The following is a 17885-nucleotide window of genomic DNA, read 5'->3' on the forward strand; positions in this document are numbered from 1 at the left end:
CTTTATGTAGTATTCATTACTAAATTATATATGCATTATAAACTTATTACATATTTTGTCAATACAAAATAAAAGATGGATATACTCCATCTTCCTATAATTATTTAATTAAGTATAGTTTTTATCAATTCTATCACAATATCTTTATCTTCTGGCCTTGAAGAAGCCACCAGAATTGTTAATGTTGCAAGAGCATCATTATTTATCCTTTCTTGTCCCATTTTATATAACGCTCTGTTTTTAGATAAGAAATATAAGAATATCGTAGCTCCAATTCTTTTGTTTCCATCAATAAAACTGTGATTCTTAACAATAAAATAGAGTAATGCACTTGCCTTATCTTCTAGAGTTGGATATAAATCTTCACCACCAAAACTTTGATAGATAGTTGCAATGCTAGAACGAAATGATTCATCTTTCTCAATCGCAAATTGATCTCCTTTATCAGTAAACATAGTTTCATGAATAAGATTTATACACTCATCATAATCAATGATATATAAATCTTTTTCACCCTTTGGAGAAATCAATGTGTGATGATCATAATCATCCAATATTTGAAAACCCCGTTGATATGCCTTTAAGAACTCTAATAGAGAATGGCTAGATGGCAATCTTCCGCCCACTTTATGATAGTCATCTAAAATTTTTGTCACATAATCAATATCCTGGAAATGTTTATTATTTAATACATAACCTTTTAACAAATAATTATTTAAGACTTTATTTGCCCATCTTCTAAATAAAATACCTCTTTTTGACTTAACACGATAACCAACTGAAATAATAACATCTAAATTATAATATTCCATAGTTCTATCTTTCAAGACTTGTTCTTTCCCAGTTCTATAATCAACTATAGATGACTGAGACGCAAAATTTGCGACTGAGTCATTTCTATCTAATTCTCCTTCATTAAAAACATTCACAATATGTTTCCCAATAGTTTTCACATCTCGCCCAAACAATTCAGCTATTTGTTGTCGATTTAACCAAACTGTTTCTTCCTGTGGCGACACATTCACATCCAAAACAAACTCATTATCTTTAAATTGCAAAACTTCATTTTTTTCTAAAACATCCATATTATATTCCTCCTACCTACTCATATGAATAGAGATTAGCCCCAAAATCTATATTCAATGAAGCTATTCATAGAAATACGTTATCATATTTTCTATAAGCAAATTATACCATAAAGGTTGCTTGTAGTAAATGTAATTCACAAAAAAAACACATAACCATACTCATGATTATGTATTTGATTGCATAATATATTGTGGTAGTGAATATTCAATACGTTTATAAATAACAATACTTAATAGAATAGATAATAAATCTCCTGGTAAATAGACCAAACATAAACTTGTGAAAATCCAACTTATTGAAAAAACTTGTCCATAATAAACATATTGTATAAATATAAAATATAACATTCCAATTATATAAATCATAGCAAGTCCAATACAGCTCCTTAAGAATAAGGATATATGATTTGTATTTTGATATCTTCCTACAAACCAACTACTTATAATAAATCCAATTAAATAACCAAATGATGGAATGAGAACATATGATATTCCTCCTCCACTTGTAAATACCGGTAATCCAATCAATCCCATACAAACATATAACAAAACACTATATATAGCTTTTTGTCTTAAAATAAGTGAAGCCAATATAACGAACAATGTTTGCAGGGTTATTGGCACAATAGAGACTGGAACCTTGATAAAAGCTCCTATTCCTATGAGTACTGCAAACAATGCACATAAACACATATCTTTTATTTTCATTACACTCACTCCTTGAGTGTTTATCATACAAGACTCATTATGAATTGTAAAGTATTATTTCGTTTTTACTTTACATTCATTTTGATGTGAAAACAATCATAATGAAATAGATTTTGATTTTGCATGAGGTATATGACGTTGCTTTATATGTTTAAATATCAAACAGATTCAAAAAAAACGCAAGCAAATCAATACCATGATACATCTACCCTTTTTTATCAAACACTACAAGATTTCTATCATCAATTAAATGAAGTAAAGAAAATGAATTATTCATTACATATCTATAAATGTATACACTATATTGATGCTCATCTTTATGATAAAGTTTCTCTTCATCATTTAGCTAAATTTACGGGTTTATCGGCCAGTTATCTATCCCTTGCTTTTAAACAGGAAATGAATGAAACAGTCACATCTTATATACAAAGAAAAAAGTCATATTGATATCAGTTGTTTATTAAACTTTAGTTCACAAAGTAATTTTATTCAAGTCTTTAAAAAATATAAACATATGACTCCTAAGCAATATCAAGATTCACATCTCAAAAATCAATGATTATCTCATCAAAGATTGATGAACTTCTTTTAAACATAATATAAAATGTTCATATCATTAAAAAGAGACGATTTATCTCGATAATTAAAAAATACAAAAAAGAGATTTATGAACTATTCAATAGTTTTGAAAATCTCTTATTTATATAATACTTATCGCACAATATTCTTTATAGTTTGCATATTTTTGAATATTCTTGTGCAATTAAACTGGCTACAAACTGCAATTGATAAGGATGACCTGCCTGATCTTGTAATGACTCAAATGAGATCACTTCATCAACAAAGGAAGGATAATTTTTCTTATCACCAGATATCATCCATATTTTAGGAGCATTTAATTTTTTCTTCAATGCTCTCAAATTTTGATAATCAAAATATGATCCCGTATAAGAGAAAATAATAATTAAATCATTTTCATCAGCTGTGATAATATATTGCATTTGTTGTGTATAAGATATATGCGTATAAACTTGCTTACCAAGCATTAATAAATCTCCTTGAAGATTAATCGCTACTGATCCTGCCTTTAATAATCCAAATATACCCACTCTTTGATATTTTTTGATATCATCACATAGTTTTATCAATTGATGACCATCAATTGTATTTTTAACCATTTGAATACTTTCATGAATTTTATAACTATAATCCTCAATTCTTTGATTGAAAGATTGAGAATGAGATTGTTCTTCAAAATAGAAATCTATTGATGACAATAATTCCTTTAACTCAACAAAATCTCTTAATCCTATTTCTTTACAAAAACGTGAAATAGAACTCACTGCAACATTACATTTTTTAGCAATTTCTTTAATCCCTATATCTTGCATTTCATCTAAATGTTCCAAAATATAAGTTGCGATAACACAATTTGTTGATCCATTTTTTTCACTCGCAATGGTACTTAAAAACACAACAGGCAATTTTCCATAAATCATCCTTAATCACTCACTCTCTATTTTCCACCAGCAAAATTATACATCAGTCTTTCTTTCATTTCAGTCACATCTTGTTGGAAGACTTCCATAATCTTAAACGCAAAGGGATAAGGGGTTGCTGGTCCTTGACTCGTCACAATATTTTGATCAAAGACAACGACATCATCTACAAATTCTCCATCCACTAGTTTTTCAGCATATCCTGTATATCCAGTCACCTTTTTACCTGTAATGACTTGGGCTTCTGCTAAAGCAATCGTTCCTGAGCACATTGCTGCAATATATTTATGATGCTCATTAAAATACTGAAGCAAAGCAATAACGTCAGGATTGTTCCTAAGATTTGCTCCACCTGGACGCCCCCCTGGTAAAACAATCATATCATACTCTTGAACCTCTTTACCAAACATTTTATCAGCTTGAACATACATATTATGCATTCCTTTTACAAATTCATTATCAAAACTGAATGTGTGACACTCAATTCCTGCCCTTCTTAATAAATCTACAATTGTTAGTGTTTCCCCTTCTTCATATCCTTCAGCCATTAATACTGCAACACGAGCCATTCTATTCATCCTCCTTGACATCAAATGCATTGAAATAAACCATTCTTTTCTTAACTGCCAATGAATCACCGCCTAATAAATCAACTAACTTATATGCAAAGGCATAAGCTGTTGCTGGTCCACGACTTGTCATAAGGTTTCCATCAATAACCACTTTATCTTCTAAATAATGTCCTTGCTTTATTTTTTGATCATATCCCTTGTATGCTGTATAATGCCTATTCACTAATAAATTTGCTTTTTCTAAAACAATAGGAGCTGCACACATGGCACAAATATATTTTCCTTTTTCATTCATAGAATGAAGAATGGAAATCACTTCTTCGCTATCTCTCATATTCGCTGCCCCCTCATATCCACCAGGTAAAACAACCATATCATAATGAATCACTTCATCATTTAAAATTTTATCACATTGCACACATATTCCATGCCCACCCTCAACAACTTTATCAAATCCAAACATATCACATTGGAAATGAGCTCTGCGAATAATATCTACAATCGTTAATGTTTCACCCTCTTCAAATCCAGGTGCAACAATGACTGCTACTTTTTTCATCTTATTGACCTCCTCTTTTCATATATCATTTTAATAAGATTTAATAATTTATCAATTGATTTCCTGATTTAGGAAATCAATATAAATCTTCACCATTTGTAGCAATTACTTTCTTATACCAATCAAATGATTTTTTCTTGAATCGTCTATTGGTTCCTTGTCCATAATCATCTCTATCCACATAGACAAAACCATATCTTTTTGACATTTGACCAGTCGAGGCAGCCACCAAATCAATACAACCCCATGTTAAATATCCTATGACTTCTACACCATCTTTCATGGCCTCCTTCATAGCCTTAATATGTTCTCTTAAATAATCAATACGATAATCATCTTCCACTGTTCCATTAATAAGTTCATCTTTGGCACCTAATCCATTTTCAACAATAAATAAGGGTTTTTGATAACGATCATATAAAGTATTTAATGTTATTCTTAATCCTAAAGGATCAATTTGCCATCCCCATTCACTAGATGGAATATAGGGATTCTTAATTGATTTCATAACATTTGCTTCACTTTCATCCTTTTGTTTTTGCATTGAAGCACAACGAGAAGTATAATAACTCAATGCAATAAAATCGACTGTATGATCTTTCATAATTTCTAAATCATTATCATACATAGACAATTGAATATTTTTTTCTTTAAATAGTCTATCTATATAACTTGGATAGATTCCTTTTGATTGAATATCAATAAAGAAATAACTCTCTCTATTCCTGTTCATTGCCAACAAAACATCTTCGGGGTGACAAGTGTATGGGTAATAATCTCCTGCTGCCAACATGCATCCAACTTGATTATAAGGATTGATTTGATGCGCTATTTTGACTGCAAGTGCACTTGCGACCAATTCATGGTGAGCTGCCTGATATTTTATTTGTTCGAGATTCTCATCGTCTGTCAAAATAAGACCAGCACCAGAAAATGAATTATGTAAAATAACATTAATTTCATTAAAAGTGATCCAATATTTAACCAAACCATTGAATTCCTCAAATAATGTCTTCGCATATTTGATATAGAAATCTATCATCTTTCTATTTCTCCATGAACCATATGTTTCTACCAGATACATTGGTACATCAAAATGACTAATCGTTACAAGGGGTTCTATTCCATATTTATGACATTCCTGAAATAAATCTCGATAATATTGTAGCCCTAACGAATGAGGTTTTTCTTCAATTCCAGTAGGATAAATTCTTGTCCAGGCAATACTGGTACGAAAACACTTGAATCCCATTTCTGCTAGCATTCGGATATCCTCTTTATATGTATGATAAAAATCAATAGCTTGATGGGTAGGGAAATAGTCATCTTTTTGACATTGCAGATAAGACATTTTTCCTTGTTTGATAAATTGTCTCTTTTGATTCATTGGAACGACATCCATTGTTGACAATCCTTTCCCATCTTCAGCATAAGCCCCCTCTGCCTGATTGGCTGCAATAGCACCACCCCATAAAAAATCATCTTTGATTTTCATATCATGACTCCACAACCAACATGAAACGATTATTGTTCTGGTTGAATTCAATATTCTGATACTGATTTGAATTGGTAACAATAACTGGAGTTGTCATATCATATCCCAATTTTTTAACACTTTCTATATCTACGGTTATTAATAAATCACCTACTTTGATTTCTTGATCTACACTGACATGACTTTCAAAATATTGACCATTTAATCCAACTGTGTCTAATCCAATATGGATCAGAACTTCAGCACCTGTATCACTTACCAATCCAATCGCATGTTTTGTGGGAAAAATCATTTTAACTCTTCCATTGAATGGTGCATAATAATGCCCATCTTCAGGAATAACAGCAAAACCTTGCCCCAATAATCCTTTTGAAAAAGTATCATCATTGACTTGTGATAATTCAATAATCGTTCCTTGAACCGGTGAACAAATTTCTTCTTGACCGTTTTGATTTTGCACACTATCCACCAAATCACTTTCTTCATAAATTCCTAATATCAAAGTTGCAATAAATGCCCCAGTTATACTGATAATAACTGCAATAATCACATGAATATAATGATCAGCAATATATGTTGGTAAAGCTAAAATTCCAGGTAAAATAACTGCTGTTGCTCCGCCACCAAAGTAATTCATATAGGCTGCCCCAATTCCACCTGCTAACATCGCACAAATCATAGGCTTCTTATATTTTAAATTAAAACCAAACATGGCAGGTTCTGTAATCCCAAAGACTGCTGTTAATCCACTTGTGAATGCACCACTCTTTCGCTCTTTGTTTTTCAATAATACAAAGACTGCTAAACATGCTCCAGCCTGTGCTAAGTTTCCCGTTAAATTGGCTGGAGAAATAACAGAATAGCCATATTCTGCAATTAATTGAGTATTGATAGGTGTAATCGCATAATGCATTCCCAGTATAATGAGCAAAGGTCTAAATGTACCAAATAAGAAAGCTCCTAATACTCCATTTATTCCATATAACCATGTCACAAATGCTGCAACACCTTTACCGATATAAGTACCGAATGGACCAATGACAATCAATTCTAAAGGAACCATAATAAATAAAACAATCATTGGTACAAACAAAACTTTAAATGTATCTGGAATCAATTTATTCACATATCTATATACATAAGACATCATCCATACCGTTATAATGATTGGAATAATCGTTGATTTATAATTCACAAACAACGCTGGTAATCCTAAAAAACGAAGTGAAGTTATACCCGTTTCAGCGGCATGAATTGCCCCATTTTGAATGGTTGGATACATCAATGCTCCAGCAAGTGCTAAAGCTAAAAATTCATTTGTTTTAAATTTTTTTGCAGCACTAACAGCTAAAAAGAAAGGAAAGAAATAAAACAGTAAATCACCAATCATACTTAATATTTGATATTCACCACTCGTTGTTGTTATCATGTTAAATGTTGTTAATATAGACAATACTGATTTTACCATACCACATCCAATTAAAACTGGAATAACCGGACTGAAGCATCCTGCAATCGTTTCAACAACATTAGAAACTATGTTTTTCTTTTTTGTACTTTTTTCTACTATAGTATCATCTGATAAATTAACCATATTCATTAATTCATCAAACACACCTTCTACTTTTGCACCAATGACAACTTGTAATTGACCATTTTTAAATTGTGCTGTTATAACGCCTTCAATTTGACTCAATTTGTTTAAATCAATACTGTTTTCATCTTTAACATTCAATCTGAGTCTTGTTGCACAATGCGTTAAATAAGTGATGTTATCTTCTTTGACAAGATCAAGAATCTTCTTTGCTATATCTTTGTTTTTCATAATATCCTCCATATTGTTTTTCGATTTGTTCTTCCGGATTAACAATCTACATCAACGATTATAAAGAATATCACCTATAGTCACTATTGATTTCCAGTTTTAAGAAATAATACCCATTTCAGGAAAAGAAATGATTTGTATCTCAATTCAAAATATGTTGTCAATAAAATTCTAATCACTTAAAAATATAAATAATAAAAAGAAGTAAAGTTCTCAATTCTTTACTCCTTATTATAATGATTTTTATTTTTTACTCTTTTTCAAGATAATCAACGCATAACTCTGTAATCCCACTCAACATATAAGAAATAGGTTCCTTAATATAATAGAATTCTGGTAGAAATTCTTCTGAAATAAATGATTTCAGCTTATTCTTCACTTCATTCATATCAGGCGTCATAGGTGCATATAAAGCCACTGCTTCAGGTCCAATAACTGTCAAAGATGGCAACAGCGATTTCGTGATTAACTCTAATGTCCCCTGTTGTGTCCATGCCAGTTTATGAACATCATCAGAAAGCTGCATACGTCTTAAAAAATACTTCACTTCACCAGCAACACCATTTTTTCCTCTAATGACTTTCCCATTAGCAACGATTCCTTGACCACCCACACCAAATCCAAATGGTTGAGAATGATAAATAACATTTTGATATTCAGGATGTTCTAATACAAATCCAACAGCTGCTGCATCAGCATTATTATAAACAAATATCTGAATATTATATTTCTCTTCAAAATCATTTTTCATATCAATAATTTTACCATCATTAGGTTCTTTAAAGACCTTATCATCTTCAACAATACCTGGTGTCGCAATACCAATCACATCAATATAGGAATGCTTTAATAAAACAGTATCAATAATATCATATAAATCATAAATATTCATTGATGGTTTCATAATCACATGACTATCAATAATTTCACATTTATCATATAAACGATAAGAAATACGTGTTTGTTCTCCATTAATCATAATGGCAATAGATAATATTCTCTTTTCATATTGTGTACAACAAACACAACATTCTGCTGCTTTTTCTTCTTGTTGTTTTTCAATATTTTTAAATTCCTGTTGAATAAACTGAATAGCTCCTAAAGCATCATATGAAGCAAATAGAGATGTAGGAATTTGTAAGACCAGCTTATCAGGTAAACTTTCTTTCAAACGATTATACATATAGCCAATTTGTGGAGCAATAAAAACAATATCATAATTTTGAACTTCTTCATAAAGACTCAAATAAGAAACAGCATCGAAATGATAGTCAAGCCCTAGCATTTCAGCAACAGAATTCAAATTTTCAGCAAACATAGACGTCGTCAAACCAGCAGAACATGATAATAAAACTTTTAATGTTTTTTGATCTTTTAATCCAATCAGTGTTTCAACCATTTCATCATATAATTGTTTTGCATGATTTTCATCATTTAATTCAAAATGAAGATAAAATTTAACAGAATGATCTTTATCAAATGTTATTTTAAATTCAACAATTGTATTTTCCTCTATCTCTGTAAATTGAATAGATGCTTCACCATAATCAGTTCTTAACATAATCAACTGATCATTTTCTAAAGTCATCCGATATTCATCATTTGAATGTTTTAAAATCCATGCTTTAAAATCAAATGTTTCATTTGCCATAGGTTTTCTCCTTAGATTTTCATATTTACAAATCCTTTTTCTTATTTTATCATTCAGAAAACCTATTATCAAACAAAACTCAACTCTTATCGAATAAAGTTTGTTCTTGTAAACTCTTCCTTTTCTGGTATTCCATATTTCTCTTTACCATCATGAATACTCTTTAACAAAAAAGTCATATTTCTAGCAAGGACTCTCATTGTTTGTAAACCTTCTTCATCTTGCATAGCTTCTCCCTGTTCTCTACCATGAATAGCATTCCAATATTGCGTTGATGCTATAGGCATTCCTGAAATCGCAAAGAATTTATTGATTTCATCATAAGTTGCTGAAATGCCCCCACGTCTTGCAACAACAACACTTGCCCCTACTTTCATTGTTTTATCAAAAGGTACACTATAAAACAAACGCGTTAAAAACGATATTAATGTTGAATTGGCTGATCCAAAGTAAACGGGTGTTCCAACAACCAAGCCATCACATTCTTCAAACTTTCTGGCAACTTCATTAACTATATCATCAAAAATACATTTTCCATTTTTCTTGCATGACATACATGCGATACATCCTCTAATATCTTTGTTTCCAATATGAATGATCTCAGTATCAATATTTTGTTGATCAAATATTTTTATCATTTCATTCAAGGCAGTTTGTGTATTCCCTTTTGGATGAGGGCTGCCATTAATCATTAGTACTTTCATCTTATTCTCCTTATTGTTTATTTGACTTGACAATTTCTTTTAAACTCACTTGTGGATGACGATATCGTGCATCTGGATTTTTATCTGTAATCAAATGAATTGCTTTAAATGGACAATGATGAACACATGCTAAACAGAATTCACAAGTCTTATTGAGTCTTTTGGCTTTCCCATCAATAACTTTTATATTACCTATTGGGCAAACTTGCTCACAAATCTTACATCCTGCACATTGATTGGTCATGATAATAGCCTCTCCATTATTTAATTCAGGGTGCTTTGCAAATCTTTTTGAAGCCATAGCATATAAATCTTTAGCAGCCTGATCTGGTTCAGGAATAAATTTCATTCTTTTTTCAATATTCTCTTTTGCAATTTGAATTTGTGCATCTGTTTTTTTATCAATTAATATCTCTTCTTCCATATCAAATGAAGGGAGATAGTTATCAACCATTAGAATAGATTGTGCATAATCTAAGTGTATATGATTTTTTTGACAAAATGCTTCACTCCAAATAGTAGCAACACTGTCAGATTTTCCATATGTTAATATCATATAAAAATAATCCGTATCAAAATGTGCCTGTTCTATAAACTTTCTGACTATTTGAGGTAATTCACCTGCATAGACAGGAGTCACAATTCCAATCTTTTCATCCTTATAATGAAGATTCTCTTTCTTTAATTCTTGAGGAATACTCAAAATCTGGTTTTCAAGTTTTCTAGCTACATAAAGGCAATTGCCTGTAGCTGTGAAATAAAATAGCATATTTTCTCTCCTCTCTACTTTTCATCTAAGAAGAATGTCCTCCAAAGATATCAAAGTCAATACTATCTAATAATGCATCTATCTTTTCAATCTCATAATTGATTAATTTGACATCTTGTGCTTCAAAATTCTCAGTGAGTCTGTTTACTTTTCGACTTCCTGGAATAGGAACAATAAAATCTTCTTTACATAGCATCCAAGCTAATGATAATTGTGCCATCGTACAGTTTTTCTTTTTTGCCAAATCTTTTAATAAACTTAATAGTTTTTCTGCCTTTTGATATCCTTCTTTCTGATATTGAGGCATATTATTTCTAAAATCCCCTTTTTCAAAAGCAGATTGTGGTGTAAATTGTCCTGATAAGATACCATTAGCCATAGGTGAAAAAGCAACATATGTGATACCTAATTCAGCACATACTGGGAATAGATTTTCATGCCATCTTGCCATCATGGAATATCTATTTTGGATCGCTGTTACTGGACAAACCGCATGAGCCCTTCGTAAATAATTTTCATCGGTTTCCGAAATACCCCATGCTTTGATTTTTCCTTCTTCTATAAGTTCCTTCATAACTTGTGCAACGGCTTCTGGTTCAACATTTGGATCAATTCTATGCTGATAATATAAATCAATATAATTGGTTTGTAGTTTCTTAAGACTACCTTCTATTGATTCACGTATTTTCTTAGGAGAACTATCTAATTCTAAATGATCACCTTTATGTTCAACGCCAAACTTTGTTACAATTATGACTTGATTTCTGACGTCTTTTAATGCAGTACCAACAAGTTCTTCGTTATAAGAAATACTTCCATCAGCATTTTCACCAGTATAGCACTCTGCTGTATCAAAAAAGTTATATCCCATTTCATAAGCTTGCCTTATCGTTTGAATTGCCGTTTCCTTATCTTGTGCCAATCCATAAGCATGTGAAAAGCCCATACATCCAAGCCCCACAGGGCGAACATACATATCTGTTTTCCTAATCGTCTTTTTTCCATAACTATATCCTATTTTGTAATCATACCTTTGTAGTTCATACCATACAATGATGCAAAACGTTTCATTGTATACTCACCAGCTTCTAATTGTTGTAGAGTCGGTGCATATCCCTGAAAGATAAAATACATGTCCTTTCCTTTTAATAAACTCTCACTCACATGATTATAAAATCTATCTAATAAATTACGAATAGCACCAGACATACTATGCCAGTATAATGGTGAACCAATGATTATTGTATCAGCCTGACTCATTTTTAAAACAACTTCATCAAACTGATCATCCTCAAAATTCTGTCCATAACTATAAATCTTATAATCAACAAGATCTAATGTCTCATAATCTTTATCTTTTAAAAAACTTTCTGCTAATTTCACTGTATTCCCATTTTTATGAGGACTACCATTAATAAATAAGACACTCATTTTTCTCTCCTTAATCATGTATTTTCTTGTTAAGAACCATTCTCACAAAATCAGGTTCAAAATGTTTCGCTCTTGTTCCTGAATAACCCATATCTAATGCAGATATCTTATTCATTTCTTCTTCATTTAACACAAAATCAAAAACATCAATATTTTCAATCATTCTTTCAATATGGGTTGTTTTAGGAATCACAACAACACCTCTTTGAATATTCCATCTTAAGAGTACCTGTCCAACTGTTTTCTGATATTTATTAGCAATTGATATTAACATCTCATCCTCAAAAGGATTATATCTGCCACCACCAAGTGGTGCCCAAGCTTCAGCAATCACTCCATAATAATTCATTGTTTCAAGTGCCTGCTCCTGTGTGAAATAAGGATGCAATTCAACTTGATTGACCATTGGTTTGATGTCTACAATTTCACAGAAATTTGTTAAGATATTAGGATAAAAATTAGAAACACCAATTGCCTTTAACTTACCTTCACGAAAAGCATCTTCCATCGCACGCCACGCTGCAAAATAATCACCTATAGCTTGATGAAGCAAGTATAAATCAAAATATTCCAATCCACTCTTTTGTAATGAATTGTCTATTCCCTGCTTCGCATCTTCGTAAGTACGCATATCCTGTACCCAAAGTTTAGATGTAATAAATAATTCTTCTCTTGTACAAATACCATCCTTTATTGCCTGTTTGACTGCTAATCCAACAGCATCTTCATTCATATAAGAAGCTGCTGTATCAATTAAGCGATAACCAGCTTTGATTGCCTGATAAACACTTTCCTGACATTCTTTTTTATCTGGTACTTGAAATACCCCTAATCCTAAAATCGGCATTTTTAATTGATGACTTAAAGTCACATATTCCATAAATATTTTCTCCTTGTTCTTTTATCTTTTTAAACCACAAATCATTTCAACTGTTGCTGGATCATAATGTGAAAAGAATGAACTTGTATCTTTATTCATATCAGAAATAAGCTGCATATCTTCATCAGTTAATTCAAAATCAAAGATATCAATATTTTCTAACATTCTTTCTTTTCTCACTGTTTTTGCAAGTGGAATTATTCCTCTTTGAACTAACCATCTTAAAATCACCTGTCCAACTGATTTATTGTATTTTTGACCAATTCCACTTAATGTTTCATTATTAAAAACACCATTCTTTCCTTCAGCAAAAGGTGCCCATGCTTCTAATTGTACACCATATTTTTGATTATATTGAAGTGCTTTTTCTTGCTGGTGAAATGGATTCACTTCTACTTGATTCACTGCTGGAATCACTTCTGTATCTAAACATAAATCAACAAGTCGATCAGGGTAGAAATTAGAAACACCAATAGCTTTGATTTTCCCTTCTTTGTATAAATCAATCAATGCTTTATAGGCACCATGATAATTTTTAAAAGGCTGATGTAATAAAACCAAGTCAAGATAATCTAACTGCATTTTCTTTAAAGAATCTTCTACTGATGCCTTCGCATTTTCATAACCATAATTTGTAATCCATACTTTTGTTGTAATAAATAATTCTTCTCTAGGCACATTTGTTTTTTGAATTGCTTCTCCGACTGCTTCTTCATTACCATAGGATTGAGCTGTATCAATTAAACGATAGCCTGACTCAATTGCATCTAAAACAACTCTTACACATTCATCTTTCTCTTTAATCTGGAAAACTCCAAATCCAACAGCTGGCATCTTGATACCATTATTCAATGTTACATACTCCATTCTCTTATCCTCCTATTAATCATGTATTTTTAATCCCATTAATCTTGTTTCATTGACTGGATCTTCAGGATTGTGTGTTGCTTTTCCAGTATCCAATGCTTCCATAGCTTTCATTTCATCATCTGTTAATTCAAAATCAAAGATTTCAATATTACCTTTCATTCTTTCTGGATTGGTTGATTTAGGTAATGAAATAACACCTTCCTGATAAATCCATCTTAATATAATCTGTCCAGCATTTTTATGATATTTCTTTGTTAAAAATATGATTGTATCATTTTCTAGTAAATCTTTATTCCCATGTCCTAATGGATACCAAGCTTCTAATAAAATATTGTTTTCAGCCATGACTTTTCTTAATTCTTTTTGTTGAGTAAAGGGATTAAATTCTACTTGATTCACAACTGGCATCATCTTCATTCCATCTTTAAACTTATTCCATAAATTCACAGTGATGTTTGAAATACCAATAGATTTAATCTTTCCAGCTATTAATGCTTCTTCTAACGCTTTCCAAGCTCCTAAATAGTCTCCATAAGGCTGATGTAATAAATACAAATCAATATAATCAACATTTAATGCTTTTAAAGAGTTTTCTATTCCTTTCTTCGCATTTTCATAACCATAATCCTGTAACCATAATTTAGATGTAATATAAATGTCTTTTCTATCAATACCACTCTCTTTAATGGCTTTTCCCACATCACTTTCATTCATATAACCAGCCGCTGTATCAATATGACGATAACCAGCTTTTAATGCTGCTAATGTTGCTTCATAAGTTGGTCCATTATTAGGAATTTGAAAAACACCAAATCCTACTGCTGGTATCAATTCTCCATTATTCAGTTGAAATGTTTTCATAATCTGTTCTCCTTTTTTTCTACACTTTTATTTTATCTTTGTCCTTATGAAAAGTACAATAACAATACTGCAATCTGCTATAACAAAAACAGATAGTCAGATTTTCTATCCATAAAATGATATCTTATGGCATACACAAACGAATACTTCATGCTGTTGATTTTGACTATAATTATGCATAAGCTTTGTCAATAAATTGATCTGATAGTCGTATAATTCCAATAAAAGAATGACTTGATTTTCATTATCAAATTCTATTGGATGATAGTTATTGACTTTGAGAATATGAAAGATATCATCCTTTTGTAACGTTTGACAATTGATTAATACTTTTTGCATCATTCACACCTCCTCTCATTCTTTGCTTTTTGAATATTTGAATAGTAACAACCACTCCCACAATCAAAGCCAAGATCATAAATCCAATTCCATCTACATAAAAGATACCTCTTAAACCTTCTGTCCATGATAATTTTTGAATCAGCATACTGCCATAAGGTGCAAAAGCACTTCCCAAATTATAAGCTACCAAGAGTAGTGAAGTTGCTAGTGTAGGATTTTTTAAATGTGAGCTATTCACAATATGCGTTAGAGTTGGCATCATAACCCTAAATCCAAATCCGACCAAAAATCCTCCTAATACACTCATCCAAACTGTATGAGATAAACCAATTATTATCATCGCTATCGCTGTGATGATAAATCCTACTGATAAAATATAATTTTTTAAAATCTTATAGAGTTTTCCAAACAAGAATCCTGAGATCATTGATCCTAAACTCAGCAACATAATGACCATACTTGCATCACTTGCATATCCATACCCTTCTTCTACCATTAAACTAGAAACTTTAATTCCCATTGTCATATTAAGAGTTGCACCTATTACTATTAAAATCATAAAAACAAAAACTTTTGAAAAACGACCATATTGATGAGTGGTATCTTTTTGAACATTGCTTTCAAATTTCTGCAAGATATCTTTTGTTTCTACCTGTGGTATGACCTTTAAAAAGAAGAAAAAGACAGGAATAGCTATAGCATAAGCAAGAAAAGGTGCTTGCCAATTCACATTCATGAATCGACCCGCAATGTATGTAATCATCATACCTCCTAAACCACCTAACGCTTCATGATACCCAATAAGAGTTGTTCTTTCATCACCATCATAGAAATAGCTGATTAATGTAATAAGCAACGAATTAAATAATCCAATACCGAATCCTAAACATGCCCTCGATAGAAGCACGATATAAAAATGATTCACAAACACAGGAACAATTCCTGATACAGCAACAATACCAATCCCCAACATAATTGTCTGCTTATATCCGAACTTTTTCGCAATTATCCCACTTGTCAAAACAGATATCATTAAAAACAATGATGGAACTGTTGTAATCATTTCGACCAATGAAAGTGATATATCAGAAAACGCCTCTTTCATCATTGGAATATTAGCATTGATTGCCGGTGCAATTGTAACCAGCATTGACACTGATAACAATGCCATTTTTAATAATTTATTTTTCATTTGTATTCCTCCTTACATCTACAGTATATAAAAAACAGAGAATTTTGAGAATTCTCTGTTTTTTCATAGGTATGAACCTTTAGGTTATAACTCTCATTGTTCAATAGCATCTATAAACAATTGAACTTCATGACTCGGATGAGGTGAATACATAATACCAAAAGGAATCACATAATCCCACTCAATAGGAATGATTTTTAACATAGGATGGATATTTTTCCATTCTGGCATTGCCAACATGAGCTTACTTTCATTCACACAACGATTAAAGACGTCCATATTAAAAAAGGATATATCTTCTATTTGAATGGCAGAATGGTTTTTAAGCAAATCTGCTCTGATGATATCAAAATCATCAAAATAATGATGCTGTAGTAAAAATATTGTTTCATGATATAAATCTTTCATTGTTAATTTTTCTTTATAAGCTAAAGGGTGATTTCTAGGGACAGCACAACATACTGGAGTATGATAGAGAAGCATAGCAGCACATCTTCTTTCTTCTAATAAATTTGAACTGTAAATACCTGCCACCATATCAATATTCACTCCAAAGTTTTTCATGATTTCTCTTGCATTATCTGGTGTATTTTCAAAAGAAATTAATTCAAATTTTAACTGTGGATATATTTTTTGAACTTTATCCCATAATGAGATGAGATATTCAACAGGTGTTGTAAAAGAAACACCAATTCTTAAAGTTTTTTGGGGATTAAAGTGCTTTGCTCTTGCAATTGCATCTTTAGAATATTGAATGATATACAAGGCATCGTGATAGAGTGACTGACCAGCTGGTGTTAATTGAAGTCCTCTATGTGTCCGTTCAAACAAATGCAAACCTAAGTTTGATTCTAGTAAATTCATTTGTTTCATCACTGCATTGGGTGATACATAAAGTTTCTCTGATGCTTTATTAAAACTACCAGCATCTGCAACTGCAATAAATGTATCTAGTTGTGGATTATACATACTGACATGCTCCTTCCTAAATAAAAACAACTCCATATGAATATTCATCATATGGAGAACTCAAAAATATAATGAAATTACTCAGTTTTGACTCCCTTGATATATGGATTATGATAATATGAATACACAAGCTGTATGCACATAATACACCAGATAGCTGGTTCACAGAATATAACTGCCATATACTGAAATTGAGGAATGAATACAAAAACAAAGATAATCTTTCCAATGAACTCAATTACACTTGATATAAGTGGTAATAATTTTTGTCCAATTCCTTGAAGGGCATAACGTGTTTGCATCAAAATTCCTAACACAGCATAAAATGGTCCCACAATTTGCAAATATAATGTTCCATTATCTAAAACAATAGCTTCACTTGATCCAGAAATGAGTTGTACTAACGAACTACCAAAAAGTCATTCGGTAAAATGTCAAGAAAATAAATAAAATCTTTTTTAGATAAATCA

The 17885-nt window shown here is 31.2% G+C and carries 21 protein-coding genes; 2 read left to right on the top strand and 19 right to left on the bottom strand.

Annotation, left to right across the window (positions count from 1 at the left end; genetic code table 11):
• Window positions 1-104 precede the first annotated feature (104 nt).
• On the bottom strand, window positions 105-1085 hold the full coding sequence (locus AC5M21_RS14085; protein WP_008788289.1) for a type II toxin-antitoxin system death-on-curing family toxin: 981 nt from the start codon (window positions 1083-1085) through the stop codon (window positions 105-107).
• Between the two features lie 168 nt (window positions 1086-1253).
• Complete coding sequence (locus AC5M21_RS14090) at window positions 1254-1796, bottom strand: biotin transporter BioY (protein ID WP_008788288.1); 543 nt, start codon at window positions 1794-1796, stop codon at window positions 1254-1256.
• A gap of 147 nt (window positions 1797-1943) precedes the next feature.
• Between AC5M21_RS14090 and AC5M21_RS14095 the strand changes: the two genes are divergently transcribed.
• Both AC5M21_RS14095 and AC5M21_RS14100 read left to right on the top strand, forming a co-directional pair.
• Window positions 1944-2243, top strand: coding sequence for a hypothetical protein (locus AC5M21_RS14095; RefSeq protein WP_236916508.1), 300 nt, complete (start codon window positions 1944-1946; stop codon window positions 2241-2243).
• Window positions 2200-2355 (top strand): AraC family transcriptional regulator, encoded by a 156-nt coding sequence (locus AC5M21_RS14100; RefSeq protein WP_008788286.1) that lies wholly within the window; start codon window positions 2200-2202, stop codon window positions 2353-2355. Before AC5M21_RS14095 ends, AC5M21_RS14100 begins: the two co-directional genes overlap by 44 nt.
• Window positions 2356-2524: 169 nt before the next feature.
• Here the strand turns inward: AC5M21_RS14100 and AC5M21_RS14105 are convergent, their stop codons facing one another.
• The 17 genes from AC5M21_RS14105 to AC5M21_RS14185 form a co-directional block, all read right to left on the bottom strand.
• Complete coding sequence (locus tag AC5M21_RS14105; protein ID WP_008788285.1) at window positions 2525-3295, bottom strand: MurR/RpiR family transcriptional regulator; 771 nt, start codon at window positions 3293-3295, stop codon at window positions 2525-2527.
• Window positions 3296-3312: 17 nt separating this feature from the next.
• Window positions 3313-3864 (bottom strand): DJ-1 family glyoxalase III, encoded by a 552-nt coding sequence (locus tag AC5M21_RS14110; protein WP_017144154.1) that lies wholly within the window; start codon window positions 3862-3864, stop codon window positions 3313-3315.
• A gap of 1 nt (window position 3865) precedes the next feature.
• Complete coding sequence (locus AC5M21_RS14115; RefSeq protein WP_008788283.1) at window positions 3866-4426, bottom strand: DJ-1 family glyoxalase III; 561 nt, start codon at window positions 4424-4426, stop codon at window positions 3866-3868.
• 76 nt (window positions 4427-4502) lie between these two features.
• Window positions 4503-5921, bottom strand: a complete 1419-nt coding sequence (ascB, locus tag AC5M21_RS14120; RefSeq protein WP_008788282.1) for a 6-phospho-beta-glucosidase — start codon at window positions 5919-5921, stop codon at window positions 4503-4505.
• A 1-nt stretch (window position 5922) separates the two neighbouring features.
• Entirely contained in the window at window positions 5923-7746 is a 1824-nt protein-coding gene (locus AC5M21_RS14125; protein ID WP_008788281.1) for a beta-glucoside-specific PTS transporter subunit IIABC, read from the bottom strand.
• A gap of 250 nt (window positions 7747-7996) precedes the next feature.
• Entirely contained in the window at window positions 7997-9397 is a 1401-nt protein-coding gene (locus AC5M21_RS14130) for an ROK family protein (protein ID WP_008788280.1), read from the bottom strand.
• 86 nt (window positions 9398-9483) lie between these two features.
• Entirely contained in the window at window positions 9484-10101 is a 618-nt protein-coding gene (locus AC5M21_RS14135) for a flavodoxin family protein (RefSeq protein ID WP_008788279.1), read from the bottom strand.
• A gap of 10 nt (window positions 10102-10111) precedes the next feature.
• Window positions 10112-10870 carry an EFR1 family ferrodoxin gene (locus tag AC5M21_RS14140; protein ID WP_008788278.1) on the bottom strand — a complete coding sequence of 253 codons (759 nt, stop codon included), beginning with the start codon at window positions 10868-10870 and terminating at the stop codon, window positions 10112-10114.
• Window positions 10871-10895: 25 nt separating this feature from the next.
• Entirely contained in the window at window positions 10896-11846 is a 951-nt protein-coding gene (locus tag AC5M21_RS14145; RefSeq protein WP_008788277.1) for an aldo/keto reductase, read from the bottom strand.
• Window positions 11847-11884: 38 nt separating this feature from the next.
• Complete coding sequence (locus AC5M21_RS14150) at window positions 11885-12301, bottom strand: flavodoxin family protein (protein ID WP_017144153.1); 417 nt, start codon at window positions 12299-12301, stop codon at window positions 11885-11887.
• A gap of 10 nt (window positions 12302-12311) precedes the next feature.
• Window positions 12312-13181, bottom strand: coding sequence for an aldo/keto reductase (locus AC5M21_RS14155; RefSeq protein ID WP_008788275.1), 870 nt, complete (start codon window positions 13179-13181; stop codon window positions 12312-12314).
• A gap of 21 nt (window positions 13182-13202) precedes the next feature.
• Window positions 13203-14048: an aldo/keto reductase gene (locus AC5M21_RS14160; protein WP_054325557.1), complete on the bottom strand. Its 846-nt coding sequence runs from the start codon at window positions 14046-14048 to the stop codon at window positions 13203-13205.
• Between the two features lie 15 nt (window positions 14049-14063).
• Window positions 14064-14912, bottom strand: a complete 849-nt coding sequence (locus AC5M21_RS14165; RefSeq protein WP_008788273.1) for an aldo/keto reductase — start codon at window positions 14910-14912, stop codon at window positions 14064-14066.
• A gap of 105 nt (window positions 14913-15017) precedes the next feature.
• Window positions 15018-15251, bottom strand: coding sequence for a hypothetical protein (locus AC5M21_RS14170; RefSeq protein ID WP_008788272.1), 234 nt, complete (start codon window positions 15249-15251; stop codon window positions 15018-15020).
• Window positions 15208-16446 carry an MFS transporter gene (locus AC5M21_RS14175; protein ID WP_008788271.1) on the bottom strand — a complete coding sequence of 413 codons (1239 nt, stop codon included), beginning with the start codon at window positions 16444-16446 and terminating at the stop codon, window positions 15208-15210. Before AC5M21_RS14175 ends, AC5M21_RS14170 begins: the two co-directional genes overlap by 44 nt.
• Before the next feature lie 93 nt (window positions 16447-16539).
• Window positions 16540-17415 carry a LysR family transcriptional regulator gene (locus tag AC5M21_RS14180; protein WP_008788270.1) on the bottom strand — a complete coding sequence of 292 codons (876 nt, stop codon included), beginning with the start codon at window positions 17413-17415 and terminating at the stop codon, window positions 16540-16542.
• 77 nt (window positions 17416-17492) lie between these two features.
• Window positions 17493-17750 (bottom strand): damage-inducible protein, encoded by a 258-nt coding sequence (locus tag AC5M21_RS14185; protein WP_237713665.1) that lies wholly within the window; start codon window positions 17748-17750, stop codon window positions 17493-17495.
• Window positions 17751-17885 lie beyond the last annotated feature (135 nt).

This window comes from Coprobacillus sp. (assembly GCF_984815275.1).

Excerpts from the sequence above, each read along its gene's own strand:
- AC5M21_RS14165 (WP_008788273.1), bottom strand. The coding sequence starts at position 14,912 with ATGAAAACATTTCAACTGAATAATGGAGAATTGATACCAGCAGTAGGA.
- AC5M21_RS14085 (WP_008788289.1), bottom strand. The coding sequence starts at position 1,085 with ATGGATGTTTTAGAAAAAAATGAAGTTTTGCAATTTAAAGATAATGAG.
- AC5M21_RS14110 (WP_017144154.1), bottom strand. The coding sequence starts at position 3,864 with ATGGCTCGTGTTGCAGTATTAATGGCTGAAGGATATGAAGAAGGGGAA.
- AC5M21_RS14115 (WP_008788283.1), bottom strand. The coding sequence starts at position 4,426 with ATGAAAAAAGTAGCAGTCATTGTTGCACCTGGATTTGAAGAGGGTGAA.
- AC5M21_RS14105 (WP_008788285.1), bottom strand. The coding sequence starts at position 3,295 with ATGATTTATGGAAAATTGCCTGTTGTGTTTTTAAGTACCATTGCGAGT.
- AC5M21_RS14175 (WP_008788271.1), bottom strand. The coding sequence starts at position 16,446 with ATGAAAAATAAATTATTAAAAATGGCATTGTTATCAGTGTCAATGCTG.
- AC5M21_RS14135 (WP_008788279.1), bottom strand. The coding sequence starts at position 10,101 with ATGAAAGTACTAATGATTAATGGCAGCCCTCATCCAAAAGGGAATACA.
- AC5M21_RS14170 (WP_008788272.1), bottom strand. The coding sequence starts at position 15,251 with ATGCAAAAAGTATTAATCAATTGTCAAACGTTACAAAAGGATGATATC.
- AC5M21_RS14140 (WP_008788278.1), bottom strand. The coding sequence starts at position 10,870 with ATGCTATTTTATTTCACAGCTACAGGCAATTGCCTTTATGTAGCTAGA.
- AC5M21_RS14100 (WP_008788286.1), top strand. The coding sequence starts at position 2,200 with ATGAAACAGTCACATCTTATATACAAAGAAAAAAGTCATATTGATATC.
- AC5M21_RS14180 (WP_008788270.1), bottom strand. The coding sequence starts at position 17,415 with ATGTATAATCCACAACTAGATACATTTATTGCAGTTGCAGATGCTGGT.
- AC5M21_RS14090 (WP_008788288.1), bottom strand. The coding sequence starts at position 1,796 with ATGAAAATAAAAGATATGTGTTTATGTGCATTGTTTGCAGTACTCATA.
- AC5M21_RS14150 (WP_017144153.1), bottom strand. The coding sequence starts at position 12,301 with ATGAGTGTCTTATTTATTAATGGTAGTCCTCATAAAAATGGGAATACA.
- AC5M21_RS14095 (WP_236916508.1), top strand. The coding sequence starts at position 1,944 with ATGTTTAAATATCAAACAGATTCAAAAAAAACGCAAGCAAATCAATAC.
- AC5M21_RS14130 (WP_008788280.1), bottom strand. The coding sequence starts at position 9,397 with ATGGCAAATGAAACATTTGATTTTAAAGCATGGATTTTAAAACATTCA.
- AC5M21_RS14155 (WP_008788275.1), bottom strand. The coding sequence starts at position 13,181 with ATGGAATATGTGACTTTAAGTCATCAATTAAAAATGCCGATTTTAGGA.
- AC5M21_RS14125 (WP_008788281.1), bottom strand. The coding sequence starts at position 7,746 with ATGAAAAACAAAGATATAGCAAAGAAGATTCTTGATCTTGTCAAAGAA.
- AC5M21_RS14145 (WP_008788277.1), bottom strand. The coding sequence starts at position 11,846 with ATGTATGTTCGCCCTGTGGGGCTTGGATGTATGGGCTTTTCACATGCT.
- ascB (WP_008788282.1), bottom strand. The coding sequence starts at position 5,921 with ATGAAAATCAAAGATGATTTTTTATGGGGTGGTGCTATTGCAGCCAAT.
- AC5M21_RS14160 (WP_054325557.1), bottom strand. The coding sequence starts at position 14,048 with ATGGAGTATGTAACATTGAATAATGGTATCAAGATGCCAGCTGTTGGA.